At 36.3% G+C, this 19,631-nt stretch carries 14 protein-coding genes and 8 tRNA genes; 4 read left to right on the top strand and 18 right to left on the bottom strand.

What is annotated here, in order from left to right; genetic code table 11:
* The first annotated feature begins 129 nt into the window (after positions 1-129).
* On the top strand, positions 130-1,926 hold the full coding sequence (glmS, locus tag ND2E_RS00920; protein WP_033095873.1) for a glutamine--fructose-6-phosphate transaminase (isomerizing): 1,797 nt from the start codon (positions 130-132) through the stop codon (positions 1,924-1,926).
* A gap of 514 nt (positions 1,927-2,440) precedes the next feature.
* Positions 2,441-2,884, top strand: a complete 444-nt coding sequence (locus tag ND2E_RS00925) for a CBS domain-containing protein (RefSeq protein WP_033095872.1) — start codon at positions 2,441-2,443, stop codon at positions 2,882-2,884.
* 228 nt (positions 2,885-3,112) lie between these two features.
* On the opposite strand, the gene ND2E_RS00930 is transcribed toward ND2E_RS00925, so the two are convergent.
* The 14 genes from ND2E_RS00930 to ND2E_RS00995 all read right to left on the bottom strand — a co-directional run bounded on the left by ND2E_RS00930 (position 3,113) and on the right by ND2E_RS00995 (position 11,594).
* On the bottom strand, positions 3,113-4,909 hold the full coding sequence (locus ND2E_RS00930; protein ID WP_033095871.1) for a sensor histidine kinase: 1,797 nt from the start codon (positions 4,907-4,909) through the stop codon (positions 3,113-3,115).
* A 32-nt stretch (positions 4,910-4,941) separates the two neighbouring features.
* Entirely contained in the window at positions 4,942-6,135 is a 1,194-nt protein-coding gene (locus tag ND2E_RS00935) for an ABC transporter substrate-binding protein (RefSeq protein ID WP_223303716.1), read from the bottom strand.
* Positions 6,136-6,568: 433 nt separating this feature from the next.
* A tRNA-Leu gene (locus tag ND2E_RS00940) sits at positions 6,569-6,653 on the bottom strand.
* Positions 6,654-6,737: 84 nt separating this feature from the next.
* Positions 6,738-6,813, bottom strand: a tRNA-Gly gene (locus ND2E_RS00945).
* A 42-nt stretch (positions 6,814-6,855) separates the two neighbouring features.
* A tRNA-Leu gene (locus ND2E_RS00950) sits at positions 6,856-6,940 on the bottom strand.
* 72 nt (positions 6,941-7,012) lie between these two features.
* A tRNA-Gly gene (locus ND2E_RS00955) sits at positions 7,013-7,088 on the bottom strand.
* Between the two features lie 69 nt (positions 7,089-7,157).
* A tRNA-Gly gene (locus tag ND2E_RS00960) sits at positions 7,158-7,233 on the bottom strand.
* 41 nt (positions 7,234-7,274) lie between these two features.
* Positions 7,275-7,359, bottom strand: a tRNA-Leu gene (locus ND2E_RS00965).
* A gap of 6 nt (positions 7,360-7,365) precedes the next feature.
* A tRNA-Cys gene (locus ND2E_RS00970) sits at positions 7,366-7,439 on the bottom strand.
* 60 nt (positions 7,440-7,499) lie between these two features.
* A tRNA-Gly gene (locus tag ND2E_RS00975) sits at positions 7,500-7,575 on the bottom strand.
* Between the two features lie 252 nt (positions 7,576-7,827).
* On the bottom strand, positions 7,828-8,409 hold the full coding sequence (gene pgsA / locus ND2E_RS00980) for a CDP-diacylglycerol--glycerol-3-phosphate 3-phosphatidyltransferase (protein ID WP_033095870.1): 582 nt from the start codon (positions 8,407-8,409) through the stop codon (positions 7,828-7,830).
* A 160-nt stretch (positions 8,410-8,569) separates the two neighbouring features.
* Positions 8,570-10,447, bottom strand: a complete 1,878-nt coding sequence (gene uvrC / locus ND2E_RS00985; protein WP_033095995.1) for an excinuclease ABC subunit UvrC — start codon at positions 10,445-10,447, stop codon at positions 8,570-8,572.
* 65 nt (positions 10,448-10,512) lie between these two features.
* Positions 10,513-11,157, bottom strand: coding sequence for a UvrY/SirA/GacA family response regulator transcription factor (uvrY, locus tag ND2E_RS00990; RefSeq protein ID WP_033095869.1), 645 nt, complete (start codon positions 11,155-11,157; stop codon positions 10,513-10,515).
* A 155-nt stretch (positions 11,158-11,312) separates the two neighbouring features.
* Complete coding sequence (locus ND2E_RS00995; RefSeq protein WP_052057069.1) at positions 11,313-11,594, bottom strand: hypothetical protein; 282 nt, start codon at positions 11,592-11,594, stop codon at positions 11,313-11,315.
* A 187-nt stretch (positions 11,595-11,781) separates the two neighbouring features.
* Here ND2E_RS00995 and fabA point away from each other — a divergent pair, with 187 nt between their 5' ends.
* Together fabA and ND2E_RS22570 are read left to right on the top strand one after the other, a co-directional pair.
* Positions 11,782-12,297, top strand: a complete 516-nt coding sequence (gene fabA, locus ND2E_RS01000; protein WP_033095993.1) for a bifunctional 3-hydroxydecanoyl-ACP dehydratase/trans-2-decenoyl-ACP isomerase — start codon at positions 11,782-11,784, stop codon at positions 12,295-12,297.
* A gap of 291 nt (positions 12,298-12,588) precedes the next feature.
* Positions 12,589-14,997 (top strand): exonuclease domain-containing protein, encoded by a 2,409-nt coding sequence (locus tag ND2E_RS22570; RefSeq protein WP_052057067.1) that lies wholly within the window; start codon positions 12,589-12,591, stop codon positions 14,995-14,997.
* Between the two features lie 43 nt (positions 14,998-15,040).
* On the opposite strand, the gene ND2E_RS01005 is transcribed toward ND2E_RS22570, so the two are convergent.
* From ND2E_RS01005 to ND2E_RS01020, 4 genes are all read right to left on the bottom strand, one after another.
* The gene (locus ND2E_RS01005) at positions 15,041-15,892 is read right to left on the bottom strand and encodes a NotI family restriction endonuclease (RefSeq protein ID WP_033095868.1); all 852 of its coding nucleotides are present in this window, start codon (positions 15,890-15,892) and stop codon (positions 15,041-15,043) included.
* Positions 15,885-16,931: a DNA-methyltransferase gene (locus tag ND2E_RS01010; RefSeq protein WP_052057065.1), complete on the bottom strand. Its 1,047-nt coding sequence runs from the start codon at positions 16,929-16,931 to the stop codon at positions 15,885-15,887. Before ND2E_RS01010 ends, ND2E_RS01005 begins: the two co-directional genes overlap by 8 nt.
* A 433-nt stretch (positions 16,932-17,364) precedes the next feature.
* Complete coding sequence (gene rmf, locus ND2E_RS01015; protein WP_033095990.1) at positions 17,365-17,538, bottom strand: ribosome modulation factor; 174 nt, start codon at positions 17,536-17,538, stop codon at positions 17,365-17,367.
* Positions 17,539-17,724: 186 nt separating this feature from the next.
* Positions 17,725-19,566, bottom strand: coding sequence for a DUF3466 family protein (locus tag ND2E_RS01020; RefSeq protein ID WP_033095867.1), 1,842 nt, complete (start codon positions 19,564-19,566; stop codon positions 17,725-17,727).
* Positions 19,567-19,631: the final 65 nt, after the last annotated feature.

Below are 19,631 nucleotides of genomic sequence, written 5' to 3'. Positions count from 1 at the left end.
TGTAAAATGCAATTTTATCGTGAAGTAAATACACAACGCATTGATTATAATTAGATATATTATTTGGCCTGATAACTGCAGAGATACCCCTTATACATAAATAGAAATTAATATTAAAAGGAACTTGTTATGTGTGGAATTATTGGAGCAGTCGCAAAATCAGCAATAGAACCAGTAATAGAAGGCTTAGCTAGATTAGAGTATAGAGGGTATGACTCCTCAGGTATTTCAATTTTATCGAATAATCAAATCCAAACATTCAAAGCCCAAGGGAAGCTTAATAATTTAAAGCAAAGGTTATCACTCCAACCTCCAATGGGTGACTGCTGTATCGGGCATACCCGTTGGGCAACACATGGCAGAGCTAATGTCACTAACGCTCATCCTCATCAATGTGGTCAAGTCTCAGTTGTACATAATGGTATTATCGAAAACTACCTACCACTTAAACAACAATTACTTCAATGGGGTCATCACTTTAATAGTTCTACTGACAGTGAAGTTGTGCCGCATTTAATCAATCACTACCTTGGCCAACAAATGTCTCAAGAAGAGGCTATAGAAAAAACTATTGCACAATTAAAGGGTAGTTACGCCCTAGGCGTGTTAATTAATGGCTCAAGTAGTAATATCTACGCAATTAAGCAAGACAGTCCATTAGTGATAGCAGTAGGTCATAATAGTGCCTATATCGCGTCAGATGCCATGGCTTTGAGCACTGATTGCTCCAAAATTTACTACCCCAAAGATAAGGAGTTAATAAAACTAAATACGCATGAAATAAAACGATGTAGTAGCTCTGTCGGCCAGAAGATTCACTACATTAGTAACAATCATAGCGCCAAAGTAATATCAAAAGGACAACACGGCTCATACATGGAAAAAGAAATTTTTGAACAAGTAGATTTGCTTAAACGAATATCGCTTAATAATCACGCCGAAAAATACTCAACACTTAATTTTAAAACGTTAAATAAAATAACCATTATTGCTTGTGGTACCTCCTATTATGCAGCTTCTGTAGCAAAATTTTGGTTTGAAAAATACGCCAATATTTTAGTAGAAATAGATATAGCTTCAGAATATCGCTATCGCTCACCTATTATTATCGATAATGAATTAACCCTTTTTGTCTCTCAGTCGGGAGAAACGGCTGATACTCTAGCAGCATTAAGGTATGCAAAAAGTAAAAATTCTCAAACACTTGCATTAGTTAATGTGGCCAATAGTACTATAGCGCGAGAGGCAAAATTCACCTTTGAGATTTATGCTGGACCAGAGATAGGAGTCGCTTCTACTAAAGCATTTACCTGTCAATTAGCAGTGTTTTATAACTTGGCTATTGAAGCAGCAAAACAAAGAGCATTTATAGAACGGGATGAAGTAAAGCAGCTAGAGGTAAATTTCATGCAATTACCTCAAATCATCGAAAAGGTTTTACAGCGCTGCAATGAGATGAAAGTAGTGGCTAAAAAATTATCAGATTATTCAAACATCCTGTTTATTGGTCGTGGTGCGCTGACCGCTATTGCACAAGAAGGCGCATTAAAATTAAAAGAAATTAGTTATATTCACGCCGAAGCTTATGCCGCAGGTGAATTGAAACATGGACCGATAGCTTTACTAGATAAACAGATGCCTGTTGTGGTACTTGCACCTAAAAATAGCCTGACAGACAAGTTGCTTTCAAACATTCAAGAGGTACAAGCCCGCAATGCGCCACTATTTATCATCGGCGATAGCAGTATTAGAGACTACATCAACATACAAGAAGATGAATTCTTTGAAGTAGCAGAAATACCTGAATCCATACTCCCTATAGTCAGCGTTGTGCCCATGCAATTACTTGCCTTATATTCGGCTCAAATACTAGGGAAAAATATTGATCAACCCAGAAACTTAGCAAAATCGGTGACAGTCGAATGAATACATTTAATTTACATAGGCTGTGGATTCTAATTAACGTTGGAAGCCGTTAAATAAACTCGGAAACTAGAATTATTACGTTTAGGCACGACAGTATCTTTTAAAAAATTGAAGTTAACTTTGAGCTTGAGCGGACACAGCAGAGCAAGTACATTGAGTTAACAATCTCCTGACAGCGCTCGTTCACGCAATTGCTTTGCCATGACTTTAAAGTGTCATGACCCTGTATTTGAGCATAGCTTATCTTTAGGTCAACTGATTTTTCTTACTCCACGCATGTACGCTTCGGCGGATCGCACCATTTCGGTGCAAAAAAGCTCCCCCTTCAAGCCAGTTACAGTTATACATTAGCAGAAAATGGTTTTCTTTTTGTCGCATAAAACACTAACCAATTGTAATAAAACAGTTAATTAATCATGTGCACTAGGTGGCACGTCTGTTGCTCTCTAACATTCGACAACAAATAACAATCAACAATACACTTACCAGCGACCCACCGCTTCAGGAGCCTAACATGCAGACCATTACCGCTGAAACCATCATGGACCGTTCACCATTATCATTTCGCCCCGATAGCGGGGTAATCGTAGCCCTGCGCCAGCTGCTAACCGCCAGCATGTCCGGTGCACCTGTGGTTGATGCCGACAACAAGCTAATCGGCTTCCTGTCAGAAGCTGATTGTATGCGAGGCGCGCTGATGGGAGGCTACTACTCTACCATCGGCGAGTTAGTTCGCGACCGAATGACAACCGAAGTCGAATCGATCGGCACCAATACCAACTTGGTCGATGTTGCGGAGAAATTCTTACATAACAATCGCCGAGTACTGCCGGTAGTTGAGGAAGGCAAAGTGGTCGGTCTGGTACAGCGCCGCTGCGTTTTAGAGCAACTACTGGAGCAAATTGACAATAAGAGCGAGCAGGTGGAGTATAGGAAAAATATACGTCAGTTCTCCTAAAGTCTAAAGTATGAAGTCAATCTTTAGGTTTCATACTCTGCCATTATTTATCTTTTATTTCGGTGAACCATTTTAACACGCTATTCTTTATAACTAAGAATAGCGTGTGTTGCAATGACTGGTTGAAATCACAGCTCAATCTCAGCTGTTAACTCTATTACCGTTGCCACTATTATTAAGTTAAGATTTATCATTAAATCTGATAAAGGTGGCAATGAGTGCCTTGGCTCAACTAATTGGAATATAAACAGAAAAACAACTCCCCTTACCTAGCTCTGATTTCACCGTTATTTTACCATTATGTTGTTCAATTATTTGATGGCTGATAGACAAACCTAATCCCGTGCCTTGCCCAATAGGTTTACTGGTATAAAAAGGGGTAAATATTTGCCCTATATACGCAGAATCTATACCACTTCCAGTGTCTTCTATTTCAATAACTATATTACTTCCCTCAACAAACGTCCTAATAAATATATCTCCTTTATCCGTTATTGATTGCCCAGCATTGATCAATAAGTTCATAAACACTTGATTTAACTTACCTGGAAATACATGTACTCGTGGTAAGGTTTGTAAATCGACATGCACTTTACAATTGTATTTAAGTTCGTTATGAACCATGTTCAAAGTAGCGCTTAGCCCTTCGCTTATATCAGTAAGTGCTTTTTCTACTTGGTCAATACGAGCAAATGTTTTTAGATTTTTGACTATCTCCGAAACTCGATCGACTCCTGAGATACTACTTTTAATTAATGGTGGTGTATCATCAAACAGGAACTCTAACTCATATTTTTTAGCTAATTTCTTATGGTTTTCTTTGTGTTCTTCGCTAGCAAGTGTGTCGTTGAATTCATGATAATATTTTTCAATATCAGAAAAGTAATCTTCAAGTACTTCTAAATTACTTCTGATAAATCCAATAGGGTTGTTTATTTCATGTGCAACGCCCGCAGCCAGCACACCAATACTCGCCATTTTTTCAGATTGAACCAATTGTGATTCACTTTGTTTCAATTCGTCATTAATATTAGACAGCTTTTCATAGCTTTTCTTTAACGCACGTTCACGCAGAGCGACCTTTTCACTCATGAGGTTAAACTGGCTAAACAAATTAGCAAATTCCATAAACCTTAAATCGCCTTGTAAAGCATCTGGCTCATGACCTTTTTCAAGGCTAGAAGTTAACTGGGAAAGGGCAAGAATAGGTTTGACAAAATAACGATAACCATACAAATAGGCCAATAACGTCGTTAGAACTATTGCAAGAATAATGTAACTGCCCAGTTGAATAACTAAGTCAGACAGCGCTTTATTCCTATACGCTTCATCAACAGTAAAATTAAAGCTAACTCCAGCATCTTGCCAATGTAATGTTTGCTTACTACCAATGGCCTGTTGACCAAACTTAGCAATGCTTTGACTGCCCTTCATAACTTCGATCATTAAACCATCAAGAACTCCGACATCTAATTGACCGGCAAGGATTGTTGCTAAAGGAATATTGGCTAATAAAACACCTTCAACCCGCTTGTTATAAATAACGGGGAATGCAATACACCAAAAGTACTTTCCCTCAATAGCTAAAACTTGAATAGAGCTCGTCTGCTTTTCATTAAGTAACGCTTTAATCCAAGGGAATTCCTTGTAATTAGTTTTTATTTTTGCGGTGGAGTGCAATGTAGTCCCTTCGAAATCAAGTAAGGTTTCATCATATTTGAGACCTAATAATGTTAGATCTGCCATATAGTCTTTTATTTTCCCTATGTTTCTTTTCGGCTGCATTATGCCTTGTACAAATATTGACTCTTGAGATTGTTCTTTCAGTAAGATTAAATGATGATTAAGAAATAGACGATAACTGTTATTTAACGCATTAATCTCTCCTTTGGCAATTTTCTCATACTCTGTATTAATAAGTTCAACAATATGAGTACTCACTAAACTGGTAAAAATCACCGCTAAGCTGACGCAGCTAATAAAAACAAACCTTGCTAAAGCAAAAGAGACTGTGCTTTTAATCATTTATTTTACTCGATACTTTCGTTAATGTTACTTTACTGATTATTTCCTAATGAGTTAAGCAAATTTATCTCATTGTCAGAGGTATACTCTCCCATGGCATACTCTTCCATAGTCAAGGCTTCATGAGCATTAAGCTGAGCCTCACTATAAGGAGTAAAGGGGCGATGGTACGTTTTTAGCAACCCTTTAACTGGTTGCTCTAAATGCTCTAATGCGTAATGGACTAAGTCCTTATCTTGCTGCCGATTACCCGTTAATTTAACTTGATTGATAGCCGAAATGACAACTTTAGTGAGATCATAAGCATGAATAAAACCAGTTTGAGCTTTAATATCTGCTAACTGTTGTATATTGCTATTTGACTTAATTGCCGTTGCTAACACACTTTTAGCAAGTGCAGATAAGTTGTCACTGATGAATGAGAAGTTTGTTTGGATAAATTGTAAGTCAATTTTCTTACGCTGACTCGCGGTAACTTTATTAGTAAAATCTCCCCCCGTAATACCCCAGTGACTACGAATAGGTAAATGAATACTTTGAGGTAATTCCGCCATAGCATTTATAAATGTCGCTCCTTCTGCTGAATTACCAACAAAAAAGATAACATCCGCACCACTGGCTTTGATATCTCGCAGTAACACCTTGGCATGATTCTGCCCCACTCCCCAATTAAACCAGGATACACCAGCAGTTTTTATTGAGGATTCCTTTAAGGCTTGAGTCATTGTCTTTTCATTTGAACGGCCCCAGCCAGTATCCTCTAATAATAAATAGGGTTTACTAAAACCTTGCTCAATAGCTTTATTACTTATATATCTTCCTGCATTACTATCATCAATAGATAAACGAAATATCCAATTATTCTCTGAAGCGCTTCGAGTTATTGGGCCTGCAGCTGCCCAAGGGTCTAATAGTAAAATACTATTATCATTAATAAAGGATTTGTTGGCTAACAAAGGAGGCGAATGTAGACCAGAAAAAACCATTATAGCTTGTTCATCGGCTAAAAAGGCTTCCAAATTACGTCGGCTGCGTAATGAGTTTGCTCTATGGTCTTTTACAGCGATTTCAAATTCGAATCCTTGAATGTGGTTACCAACTTCAGCTAGCGCGGTGGTAATACCTTGCTCTATGGCCAAACTAGACGCACTAGCACCACTAAAGTCCGCATCAAGGTAAATAGTATACTTTTTTTTCGCCTGAACACTTTCAGAAAAAAATGTCATTAAAATAAAACAGAATAATAGTAAATATCGAAACAAAAGACTCATCACATGCATAACGTATCCTTTTAAAAATTAATGACATACTTGCCTTATTCATTGAGATAAGTTATCACTTTAGCAGGTTATCAATAAAACTTATTCATTGTTTTTTATTGAGAGATATAAAATATAATGTTGGTGTAATACTAACAAAATAGTATTACAACTTAGAGAGCGCTTTATCCAGTATGTTGTGTGCAAAATGAAACGATAGATGCTTATCGTTATGGGAAGCTTAAAATCAATGCAAAGCCAAAAGTGAAGTGAATATGTTTATCAAACTAAGGTAAAACTATAAGGAGTAAAAACATGAAAGATAATTTTCATAGGTACAGTTAACTTAATAGATGAGAAAGTAAATTTATTTGGAATAACTGAGGAGTTTTATCATAAATGGTACCCGGAGCCGGACTTGAACCGGCACGCTTTTCGGCGAGGGATTTTAAATCCCTTGTGTCTACCAATTCCACCACCCGGGCATTTTTCTTATGATAAAAATCAAAGATAAGGGTATTTTTTTTAGCGTAGGAGATTGGAAACCTACGTTGAACTTTTTACAAAATTGGAGCGGCTAACGAGACTCGAACTCGTGACATTCACGTTGGCAACGTGATGCTCTACCAGCTGAGCTACAGCCGCTTCGTAGAGATGATACTTGTACAAACTTTACTTTTAAATAAATGGTACCCGGAGCCGGACTTGAACCGGCACGCTTTTCGGCGAGGGATTTTAAATCCCTTGTGTCTACCAATTCCACCACCCGGGCATAGTTATCTAAAAGATAAAGGGAGTTTTTTATAGTAGGTATTGGTAACCTACTTATTCTTTTAGTGAAATTTGGAGCGGCTAACGAGACTCGAACTCGTGACATTCACGTTGGCAACGTGATGCTCTACCAGCTGAGCTACAGCCGCTTCGTAGAGATTAATCTTCACTTACTACTTTTACTTGATAAAACTTCTTTCAACTTGCCAGTTAAAAATTGGAGCGGCTAACGAGACTCGAACTCGTGACATTCACGTTGGCAACGTGATGCTCTACCAGCTGAGCTACAGCCGCTTCATGAGAGCTTTATTTTTACTTCCCATCATCGTTAGGAATGGTACCCGGAGCCGGACTTGAACCGGCACGCTTTTCGGCGAGGGATTTTAAATCCCTTGTGTCTACCAATTCCACCACCCGGGCACAAAATGGAGGCGGATACCAGAATCGAACTGGTGTACACGGATTTGCAATCCGCTGCATAACCACTCTGCCAACCCGCCATTTTGTAACGATGTTATAATGATATCAATATCATAAGCTTGTTCTTATTAGGTTTAAATTGGAGCGGCTAACGAGACTCGAACTCGTGACATTCACGTTGGCAACGTGATGCTCTACCAGCTGAGCTACAGCCGCTAAATTTAAACTTAACTCCTACAAACTTAAAGTAAATCGATTAGCTAGAAAATGTAACATTGTCTTGGCTCATTTCGTTTTACTTGCTGACTCCCTGTCAACGAAAACGCATTCTACATCTAAATATTTTCCAGTCAACTATTAAATCAAATTTTTATTCTAACTGCTTAAAAAGCGAGTCGTTTGCGCTATTTTTAGCTAAACGGTCTATTTATTGGACCGTTTATAATTAAACAAAGTAATTTGAATCTTTTATTGCCCTTTTAACTCAGGCCAGGCTGCTTTGAAATAACTAATCCAAGTTGTAATGGTTAATACCGTCGCAATTGAATAAAAAGCGTAAGAAAGGTAATTAATCACTTCATGTGGCAAATAAAACCAAATTAATGGAATATCATAACTCGGTTGCCAAATGAGTCCCATAATACCGAGCATTTGCGCAGCCGTTTTATATTTCCCCATATTTGAAACCGCAATAATGTCGCGTTTCCCTATAGAAGACATAAATTCGCGTAACGCACTGATAAACACTTCTCGCGCTATCATGATGATAGCGGCGATAGAAACTAACCATGAACTATAGTCCTGCGCAATCATGACTAAAGCAACAACCACCATGAGTTTATCGGCTACAGGATCTATAAACGCGCCAAAAGCGGATGATTGATTAAGTTTTCTAGCAAGGTAACCATCTAATATGTCGCTAATTGCCGCCAACCAGAAAACAGCAAATGCACCAAAATTACTCCACGAAAGGGGTAAATAGAAAATTATCAAGAAAATAGGGATCAAGATGATCCGAAATAAGGTTATTTGATTAGGTATTGTCCACATTCACTTTTCACTACAAGTATTTTTTTCTTTAGTTTACACAAGTTGTTATAGCAGTGCTACGGCAGAATAAGACAAGTTGAGGTAAAAGTTTTGAATAAAGCCTTGTAAAGAAAACCTTATTCAATTTTTGATAGCAGGTAAAATTCTCAACGTTGATCAGTTATTTATCGTGCAGTTCATTATGAATTTTTTCCGCTAGTACATGGCTTATGCCAGGTACTTTGGCTAAGGTGGTTATATCAGCTTGCATGACTTCTTGTAAGCCCCCCAAAAACTTTAATAAGCTTTGACGTTTTTTTGCTCCAATTCCTTCAATAGACTCTAAGCGTGACTTTTTACTCACCTTTTGCCTTTTCGCTCTATGTCCTGTGATAGCAAAACGGTGCGACTCATCACGAATATGCTGTACTAAGTGCAAAGCCGGTGATGTTGCAGGTAATGAGATCAATTGATGACTCCCCGCTAAAATTAATGTTTCTAAACCGGGTTTACGAGATTCCCCTTTAGCAACGCCGACTAACAAAGGCGTTTTTGTTAAAGCGAGTTCATTAAAAAAATCTTCAGCTTTAGCAAGCTGCCCTTTACCACCATCGATAAAAACAATATCAGGTAATTTTTCTAATGCATTGTACTCTTCAGGTTTAGTTGGATTAGCTTTTAATTTTCCATAACGTTTATTTAATGCAAATGCCATCGCAGCATAATCATCCCCAGGAGTGATACCAAAGACATTATAACGGCGGTAATCTGTTTTAAGTGGCCCTTCCTGGTTAAAAACAACATTAGAGGCTATCGTTTGTTGCCCCATGGTATGGCTTATATCAAAACATTCGATACGTTGAATACCATTTTCTAGCTCAAACACTTCATTTAACGCCACAAAGCGAGCTTGCATTGACTCTTTGTGGCTATTTCGAGTAACGAGTGCAGTCTGGGCGTTTGTACCAGCCAGCTTTAAATATTGCGCTCTTTCACTGCGTGTATTGGCAGATATCTTTACATCGTATTCGGCTTGTTCACTCAATAATGCTGCTAATTCTGAAACCTGCTCAATAGCCTCTTTAATAACAATCTCTTTTGGAATACTACTTTGTATTTTTCCATGCATTAACGCATCATTGTTTAAATAATGTTGTGCAATAAAAGCTTGTAATATTTCACTATCACTACTTTCACTAGGTACAGTAGGGAAATAGCTCTTACTTCCTAAGATTTTATGCTGTCTGATAAAGAGTAAATGAATACATACCTGCGTTTTATCTCGATACAAACCGACAACATCAAGCTCGGCTACATGACCACTGACATGTTGCTGTTGTTGAACTTTACGTAACGTCACTATTTGATCACGAAATTTTGCCGCAAGTTCAAAATGCAGTTCTTGACTTGCTAACTCCATTTTTGCTACTAACTGCTCAATAACGACTGAGCTTTTGCCTTGCAAAAACAACTTGGCTAAATTGACTTGTTCTTTATAATCATCAACCGATATTTTATCAACGCAAGGTGCAGAGCAACGGCCTAACTGATGTTGTAAACAAGGTCTTGAACGTGCTCGATAATAACTGTCTTCACACTGTCGGATAGGAAATATTTTCTGCATCAAGCGCAAACTTTCCCAAACAGCACCTACCGTAGGAAATGGGCCGAAGTATTCACCTTTTACTTTTTTACCACCACGGTGCAAGCCTAATTTGGGGTGCTTATGAGCTGTAATGAGTAAATAAGGATATGACTTATCATCACGTAATAAAATATTGTACTTGGGTTGATACTTTTTAATGTAGTTATTCTCAAGTATCAACGCCTCACCTTCCGTGTGAGTTACGGTAACTTCAATGGCAGCAATCTGCTTAACTAATGCTTGTGTTTTAACAGAGCCTACATCTTTTCGAAAATAACTAGCAAGACGCTTTTTTAATTGTTTAGCTTTACCTACATAAATGACAACTTGCTTACTGTCATACATTCGATAGACGCCAGCTTGCTCTGTAACAACACGCAAAAAAGCCTCACTATCAAAAGTTGAGGCCTGCATTGATTGTTTTTTTTCTATATGATCAGTGTTTTTTGAAGACATGGGAAAACTCTTTTAAAAGAGGTTTACAGTTTTTCTGTTTTTAACATGCCGTAACGAATGGCTAAATGTGTTAGCTCAACATTATTGCTAACATTCAATTTTTCAAACATTCGATATCGATAACTATTAATCGTTTTGGTACTCAAATTTAGATGCTCTGAAATAGCTGGTACTTTATCACCGCGCGTTATCATAATCATAATCTGTAGCTCTCGGTCAGATAACGTATTAAAGGGATTGTCATCAGCCGATTTAAATTGGTTCAATGCCATTTTTTGAGCAATATCAGTAGGTAAATAACGTTGACCACTATGAACTGCACGAATAGCATTAACCATTTCATCTGGCCCAGCTTCTTTGGTCAAATATCCTGCGGCTCCCATTTGCATGACCTTACTTGGAAAGGGATCTTCGGTATGGGCGGTTAATACAATAATTTTAACATCAGGAGCAAAGCGTAAAATTTTCTTTGTTGCCTCAAGTCCACCCATGCCAGGCATATCCATGTCCATGAGTAAGACATCAGGTTCATTATTACGGCAAAACTTAATTGCCTCCTCACCTGTTTCACATTCGCCAACAACCTTTAAACCTTTAACGCTCGTTAAAATTTTATTAATACCGACTCGAACAAGGTGGTGATCATCAACCAATAAAACATTTATCACGCAACGCAACCTTAATTAGATATGAAAAGAGCAAGAGTATAGCTAAACCACTGACTTTTCAATTAAATATTATCGAATACTAATGCTATTAAGATTTTTTAGTCTTGTGCTATATTGAAAGCACAAGACTGGTCAACTCTTTTAATTAACAACAATTAGAGCTTATTATTTTTCAACCAGCTGTTTAACAAACCTATTTGTCCATTTTTGTAAGCAGCATACGTTAACCGTACCGCATTACTCAATATAACACTATCAGACCAGTTCGTTTGTTCACTAATAAGTTGATAACAGTTTTTTGCTTCCGGAGACATATAACCGCGCATTTCCTGCAAACCGCGATCTTTTTGTCGTTCTCGATAGCGTTTCTGCTTTTCAGCATTACTCATGGCAACTTTTTTATTAGGTAACTCATTTGTTTGTTCGGCGTTTTTCATAACAGTATGGTTAATTTCTAGTTACATAAACCTATAATTACGTATAACGGCAGCATAATCAAGATATGAAATAAATTTGCTCTGGAAGATTTTTTAAAATAATTAACTGTTCAGAGTTGTTTAGTGTACAAGTGTACGCTAAAGTAGCCCCCTATAATTTATTATCGGATTTCAGCTTATTATGGCAATGCCACAACAAAACTCATACAGTAAAGAAGATCTAGTCAAAGCAGGCACTGGGGAATTATTTGGTGAAGGTAACTCACAGCTTCCCTCTGATAACATGTTGATGATGGATCGTATCATTACCATCACTGAAGAAGGTGGTGAAAATGGTAAAGGCTACATATTAGCCGAATTAGATATTACACCTGACCTATGGTTTTTTGATTGTCACTTTAAGGGTGACCCGGTTATGCCTGGCTGTTTAGGCTTAGATGCTATGTGGCAACTAGTTGGATTTTTCTTAGCTTGGACTGGTGGTCCAGGTAGAGGTCGAGCTTTGGGTGTAGGTGAAGTTAAATTTACTGGTCAAATACTACCTACAGCAAAAAAAGTTACTTTCAAAATAGACTTTAAACGCGTTATTAAGCGAAAACTATACATGGGTCTTGCTGATGGTAGTGTCAGTGTTGACGGTCGCGAGATCTACACGGCTAAAGACCTGAAAGTAGGTTTATTTACTGATACAACTAAATTCTAATACTGCTTACTATGCAATGAGTGAATATGAACTTGTTGCTGATAAAACAGATTATGTGATTAGATCGAAAAAGCCCAGTTATTCACTAGGCTGGTAGGATATCAAGGGATGATTTTCATCCCTTTTTTATTTTAATGACCTTATTTACAGTTACTTAAATAAAGACACCTTGTAATTAATAATAAGTTTACTTAAATAAAGGCAGCCAATACATATAGTTATGCAATATCGCATTAAATCAATATTTATACTATAATATAGTCATTCTTCCCACTTACTGGAGACTGACTCATGAAAAGACAGATCGTTATAGATACTGAAACTACAGGTCTTAGTCCTACAAGGGGAAGCCATCGAGTTATTGAGATAGCTTTAGTTGAAGTTATTGATAACAAGTTAACAGGAAGAACTTATCAATCTTACTTAAATCCTCAAGGTAGGAAAATCACCCGAAAAGCTTTTGAACTCCACAAAATTAAAGATTCATTTTTATTAGATAAGCCATTATTTGTTGATTGTATGTCAGATATTATCAGTTTTATTGGAGATGCGGAGTTAGTTTTTTATAACAAAGTTTTTGATCTGAAGTTTTTAAACAGTGAGTCTCAGTATGCTAACAGCGATATAAACTTTACTGAGAATTACAATACTACCTGTTTGATGGAAACTGTAACAGATGCACTTAATCGCAAAAGTGGAATGTTAAGTTTAGATGATGCTTGTAGGCTCTACCATATTGATAACTCTAACCGTGAAGCCCACGGTGCTCTTATTGATACAATCATTACTGCTAAACTCCTTATAGAATTAAATACTAGAACCACTTTAGTTAATCAAATTCCTCATAAAAACAAAGCTGAACCACCTGAAAAATTTCCATTTCCAAGAGCCTATAAAGGCTACCAAATTAACTTTTGTAAAAACCCAAATTGTAAAAATTATGGTGTAGCTCCATCTGCACCTACAAAGAAGGCTAATGGCGAATATAGTAAAGACATTGGTGAATATAAGCTACAAGTAACCAGAAGTAAGCGAAAAGGCAAAGCAACTGTAAAGATTTTAACTTGTAAGTTATGTAAGTCAGCCAGCACAATGTTTAGCAACAAAGGGATTGTTCAGGAAGTTGAAAGATTACAGTCTATTTATAAACTATCCATACCAAGTTGTCCTAATACAGCCTTATCGCCAAATAAGCGAAAAGGCATTCCAGATGGTCGAAGATATGAAAAGATACTCAAGAAAGTCCGAAATAAAACAATAGAACTATCCAAGCTTAAACCAGCTTGTTCTAATCATAACTTTGACATATTGGCATACCCTGATAATTACTGGCTTGATAGCAAAAATAAAAAGAGAGCTAAAAACTCTAAAGGGCTACCAAAGATTATACATCCTGATAGTTCAGGTAAATATCATGGTATCAATGAACTGGTGTCGCAAACCTTTAAGTGTAAAGAATGTAAAACAAAATTTTCAGCACCATTAAATCCTCAAAAAGGTCAAACTAATCAACAAATTAATTACCAACTCTTTTCTGAATTAGTTAACAAGGGAATTATTAATCGTATTGCTGAAAAGTTAAGAATTAATCATGATTTAATTTATTCAAGAATAGAGTTCTTCTACAATCAGTGCATACAATTTGAACAGTATCATTTAAATAAAAATATTTATAAACTTAAAAATAAAAAATTAAATTTAAGCATGGATAGGCAATCATTTTATTCAAATTGGACATCAAAACGAGACGCAAGAAGAACGCTATTGGTGAACACATCTACGGTAGATAATGATTCAAGGTTTGTTCTTGGTAGCACCCTAAACTTTGATTTTACATCTGATTATAAGGCACTATCAAAAGAGTTTATTCGTATTGGTGAATATAGCAAAGAACCTTTTAAAAGACGTTACCAGCAATATATTTTGCCAGAAGAAGGGATTTCTGAAGATCAAACTATCAAAACGCCTACAAAGCATTTATTAGTCCAACAAACATATTCTATTTTTGCTCACCTTGAAATGCTAAAACCATTTTTTGATGGTGTAGGAAAAATCAATCTATATGCCGATGATGATAATGCATTTGATATTTGCATTACTAAGACATTAAAAGATTACATCAAAGAAGGAAAATTGCAGGCTTGTATCACAAGAAATAGCAAATTAAGTGAAGGTGAAACAGAGTTTGATAGTATTTTTCAATGGACCCCCCAAATTACACCTAAAATTGATGGAAAATATCTCGATCTAAAATTATTAAGTGATGTTGATGACGACTTCTTGGAACAAGCTTCACTTAATGGTGTAGATAATTATTTTCAAATTCTAAGAAGACGCTTAAACATGCTAGAGCGACCAATAAAAGCGGCTGTAAATAGTAATAAAAAACAGGAAGTTAAAAATGATTTGTCATCTGAGTCACAATATGAAACATGGAATATTTACGGTTCATATAATCCAAAATATATTTCAATGATGATAGAGATTATGCGGGTTTACAATAATTACGTATTAACAGATGAAAAGTCTCTTAGAAACAAAAAATCATGTTCGAATAAACCTAAAACACCAGCGCAAAAGATTGGTTTAGTAAATAATATTTTTGATATTTACGATATTCTTGAATTTAGTGTAGCAAGGGTCGTTACTGATTACCTTGAACAGTTCAACACAATGCCGTTGTTAGCAAATGAAAGTTAGTAAAATAGACCGTATTAGATGACTAGCTATACGGCCTCTACAATTAAAGTGTAAATCGTGTTAATTCACTAATTTTAGATTCTAGCTTAGAGATTATTTCTTCCAGTTCAACTTTGGCTTCGCTTTCTAAACCAAGACACATACTGATTCCTTCAACATCAGTACTTTTTCTTTCATGAAGATCAAGACGATAATTATCATTTTGAACAGCATTTATATATGAATGAAAATGCAATGAATCACCAGTAAGTGCTGTATCTGAAATATGACTAAAAGAGAATTCTTTTTTCATGTAGTCAAGCAAATGGTTTTGAACAACCAGAACTAAATGTTTGTTTAGGTGTTCAAAAGTTTCTAATTTATGGTGCATTTGTACAAGAATTGTTTTTGCTGTCATTTTCCAGTTCATACCGAAAGGCTTTTTAGACTCAAGATCTGATGAATCAGCTTCAATCCCTTTGGAGTTTGCAAACCTTTGTCTAAACGGCCAAACAGTCCCTGTTGTATCAAGTGTTTGAAGCTCAATCCCAACAAAATCTTTTACTTTATTATGTCGTACAGAAACGAGGAAGTAATCAACATTACCGCCTGGAATACCAACTTCAGGAACTATATGCAGTTCATTACCAGGTTCATGCAGATTCAAAAGGTGGATACAATCTGTAAAAATTTGTTTTCTCTCTAATAAGCGATGAGGGCATATAATAACGTTATTATTATCTTTTCCATATGTAACTGAACACGTTCCAATAGTTTTTTCAGGCTCACTTTTTCTGTTCTTCACGCATTTACGATTAAGGTAGCTGCATTGCTGAGAATTGAATAACTCACTCCAATCTATTTCTTTCGAAATTGAATTACCATAAAGTTCAGCGACATTCTTTTTACTAGACATTTTCAAATCTTTCCTTGGCTAATTCTATGTACTCATCAGAAATATCAATTCCTATAGATTTTCTGTTTAATATTTTCGCAACGTATAAAGCTGTACCAGTACCAGCAAAAGGATCTAAAACAATGCCATCTTCAGGACAAGTAGAAAGTATTGGCATTTTGCATAAATCTTCAGGAAATGGGGCATAATGCTTTTTACGCTTTTGAGTATCTTCAGGTACTATATCCCAAACATCTGAAGGTTTACTGCCCTTCGGGTTATATTTAAGGAAATAATAACCTTTATCTCTTAATTCTTTTGCTCGACCTGAAACTTTCTCTGAATCAGAATGCGTTCCTCTCTGATTCCCACGAATTACCATTCTAAAATCTGATAATTTCCCTTCTGAAATTAACTCTAATATTTCATCTAACGCTTTCGTGGCATTTATTTTTTCTTGGTCACTTAATTCCGTAGAAAGCTCAATATGTCTTCTGTATCTCACACCAGAGACCCCTGTTCCAGATACTACAGCTCCATTTACAATTTTTGAATCTCTTGGCTTTTTACGAATAGCATCTACATTGTAATAATATCCTTTTGATTTTTTTACAAAGTGAAATACATTTTCGTGTATATTTCTCAACTTATCTTTAGAGTTACAAGGTGATCCTTTTAACTTGTTCCAGATAACACTGTTTCTAAGTATCCACCCTTGCTCATCACAAAGTTTCAAAGCTACACGCCACGGTATACCTAGAAGTGCTTTAGCTTTATAAGAATCACCAATATTTAACCAAAAAGAACCTTCATCCTTCAGCACTCGATGTAGTTCATTAAAAATTTGACACAAATTATCAATAAACTCTTCAGGTTTTTTTTCGAGACCAATTCCACCACCAGCATATTCTCGCTGCCCCCAATATGGTGGACTGGTGATACACATATCTATGCACTTATCGGGAAGCATTTGTAACATGTGCAATGAATCACCGTGAAGCATAAGTGGCTCAATAATATCAGATTTTTGGTAGGTTGAAACTTGTTTTTCAATGGTCATATTTTACTTCAAGTAAAGAATTAATGTTCTGCATACCTCCAATCCACAAGGCTCCTAGTTTTTAGGGAAGCTCGATTTAGGGATTGAAAAAAGTTTTATTTGGTGGGATTATATAATAATATAACTAAGTCAGATACGGATAATCTCATCTAATTCAGTGTGGGAGTTTTTTTGCTACCGTATGATATGCCTTACAAGGCTTGAATTCAATAAAGACTACGCAAAGCATTGATTAATCAAGTTTTATTGTTGCATACTTATTGCTTTATCTCTTTTCTTTCAAATCATTTTCAATATAAAACAGTAACATATAAAAAAACTGAGAGACTATTAATCCCTCAGTTTCCTACCAGCCTAGTTATTCACTGGGCTTTTTAATATATAAAACTGGTTCATCTACTATTGAGCTATCCTTGATATAACAAACAATTGTTTATTGAAAAAGCCCCTGTTGTTTGGCCTCTATGGCTTCTCGCCAGCCACCTAACCACTGTGACTTTATTGCATCAATTTGGTAAGGGCAATGTTCCTTGGAACGACCAGATATACCTGCTTGGTAACCTCTTGTATGTGCCCTATTTTGGCGATCGCGTTTTTGCCGCTTCATCATAAATACACGCTGCTTAGTTATGCTTAATATCAAATGGCAACGTCAATAAGAATAGCCTAAGAAAGTTAAAATGCAATGAAGAAAATCGGTAAATTCTAGCCATAAAAAAAGCACTAAACAGTGCTTTTTTTATGCTTAATAATCAATAGTTAATCGATTATATTAAATCTGCTTACACCAAAGTTACTTAGTAAATATTTTACGGCGAAGACCCAATAAACTAAATAAGGCTAATACAGTAATACTACTAATGCTTGCCCCTTGTCTTTCAACTTTTTCTTCCACTGACTCACAATCCTCAATCACACCGTCAGCTATAGGTTTAAGCAATACAGCCCTTACTACATCAACTCTAATAGCATTACCGCTTTCATCAAGCCTTAACTCACCTTTAGCGTCATAACTATCTGACTTAACAACGGCAGTAGCAGATATTAACCCTTCATCGTTAATATCATTTGCTTTGATTATGTTGAAGTCAGAATTACAGGTCAAAAGAGTATTAATATCAGTCATAACAGGAGAGTCGCTTGAAGTATCAAACATAAAACCCGCCGTACGACGAGGATTATTTGCACTATCATTATGAGTTTCTATTTCCGCCTCTCCAACAATCATGCCCGCTGAATTGATGGCAAAAGCAGTACTTTTTGACGTGGTAAAGAAGCCTTTTGGAATGATTAATTCCATTTCACTGTCAGCGACATTTGTATCTACATAAAAGAACTTTTTAACAAAATTATCGGGATTATGGGTGAAACCAACAGCCATACCATTGTCATTAATATCATTCGCTCTAGAAAAGGCAAAAACTGAACTAGTATTAAATCGATAATGTAACTGATTAAAATCTAAAACAACTTTGTTACCTTGCTCATCCTCTTTGAATATCACCGCATAAGAGCCAGTCATTCGCTCATTTACTGCTGGAGTAGTCACATCAGTATTATCCCAACCATGAGCATAACCAACAGCAACACCATGATTATTAACAGCAAGTGCTTGACTGGTAAAAGCTCTATCATCATCAACATGAGGGGTAACTAACAAGCCTAATTGTTCTGTTTCTACCACATTATCAGCCGACAGTGTCGCTTTAAACGCCTGAATGTAGTACATACCATTTTGAACTTTTTGCACACAAATTTCAAAAGGAATATCATCGACAATATTAGGGTCCGCACATCCGCCAGATTCATCAAGTATGTATTCTTCTCTAAGTTTACTTAGCTTATAACTACTATAACCTACAGCACTACCATTTTCATTCATATCAAAAACAGCTGAAATACCACCGCCATATCGTGTTTCAATGGGCAATACAGGGTAAATTGTCGCACCATTGTCTGGAGAAAAGAATCCTCGCTGTCCATGTTCTCTTACCCAGTGGGTATGGAGGTTACCAGAACTGTCTGTGAACTCTGGCATTGGTAGATAAGGAGCAGAAGCCGTACCAAAAGCTATATTACTATCGGTAACCCCCTCAATAACATCAACAGTGGAGCGAGTAACCACACCTCCTGTGGTATAATTCCCATCAAAATCAGTATCAAAAATACGAATTTCACTACTTTTACTACCATCGCCAAGGTTAGTCATAGCAGCCGTATCAGCAACAATTTGGTATTCAAAATTCGGATTTTGAGAGGATGTATTTATCGACTGAAGGTATAACTTAGCCCAAGCCAAGTCATTAGCTGTTGGATTGCCAGCTTTCAGTGCCTCAAAATCTTCAATTTCTTCCAAGCCAAATTCATAGTCATGACGTTGCAAAGCATAATTTCTTATATTATTAAAATCATTTTCACTTAAGTATTCAAATTGCACAGGAAAATTATAAATATTAGTGCCAGTAACAGCCATAACGCCTTGGTTATTCTGTTTTTTACCATAAGTATACTCAAGGTTTTCTGCATTACCTTTGTCGACTACTTCATAAGTAGCGGCGTGGCTAAAATTAAGGAAACTAAGGCTTAAAGCACTAGTAATTCCTATTGCCAATATATTCTTTGCAAATTGCTTCATTCTACTTGCTTACTCTTTAAGGTTATCTGCTTAAGTCGATTATTTTAAACCAGTTAAAGGCGTTA

The organism is Colwellia psychrerythraea, from assembly GCF_000764225.1.
GTDB classification, from domain to species: Bacteria; Pseudomonadota; Gammaproteobacteria; order Enterobacterales; family Alteromonadaceae; genus Colwellia; species Colwellia psychrerythraea_D.
Note: the sequence above shows the minus strand (reverse complement) of the source record. Positions and strands in the feature narration are given on the sequence as shown.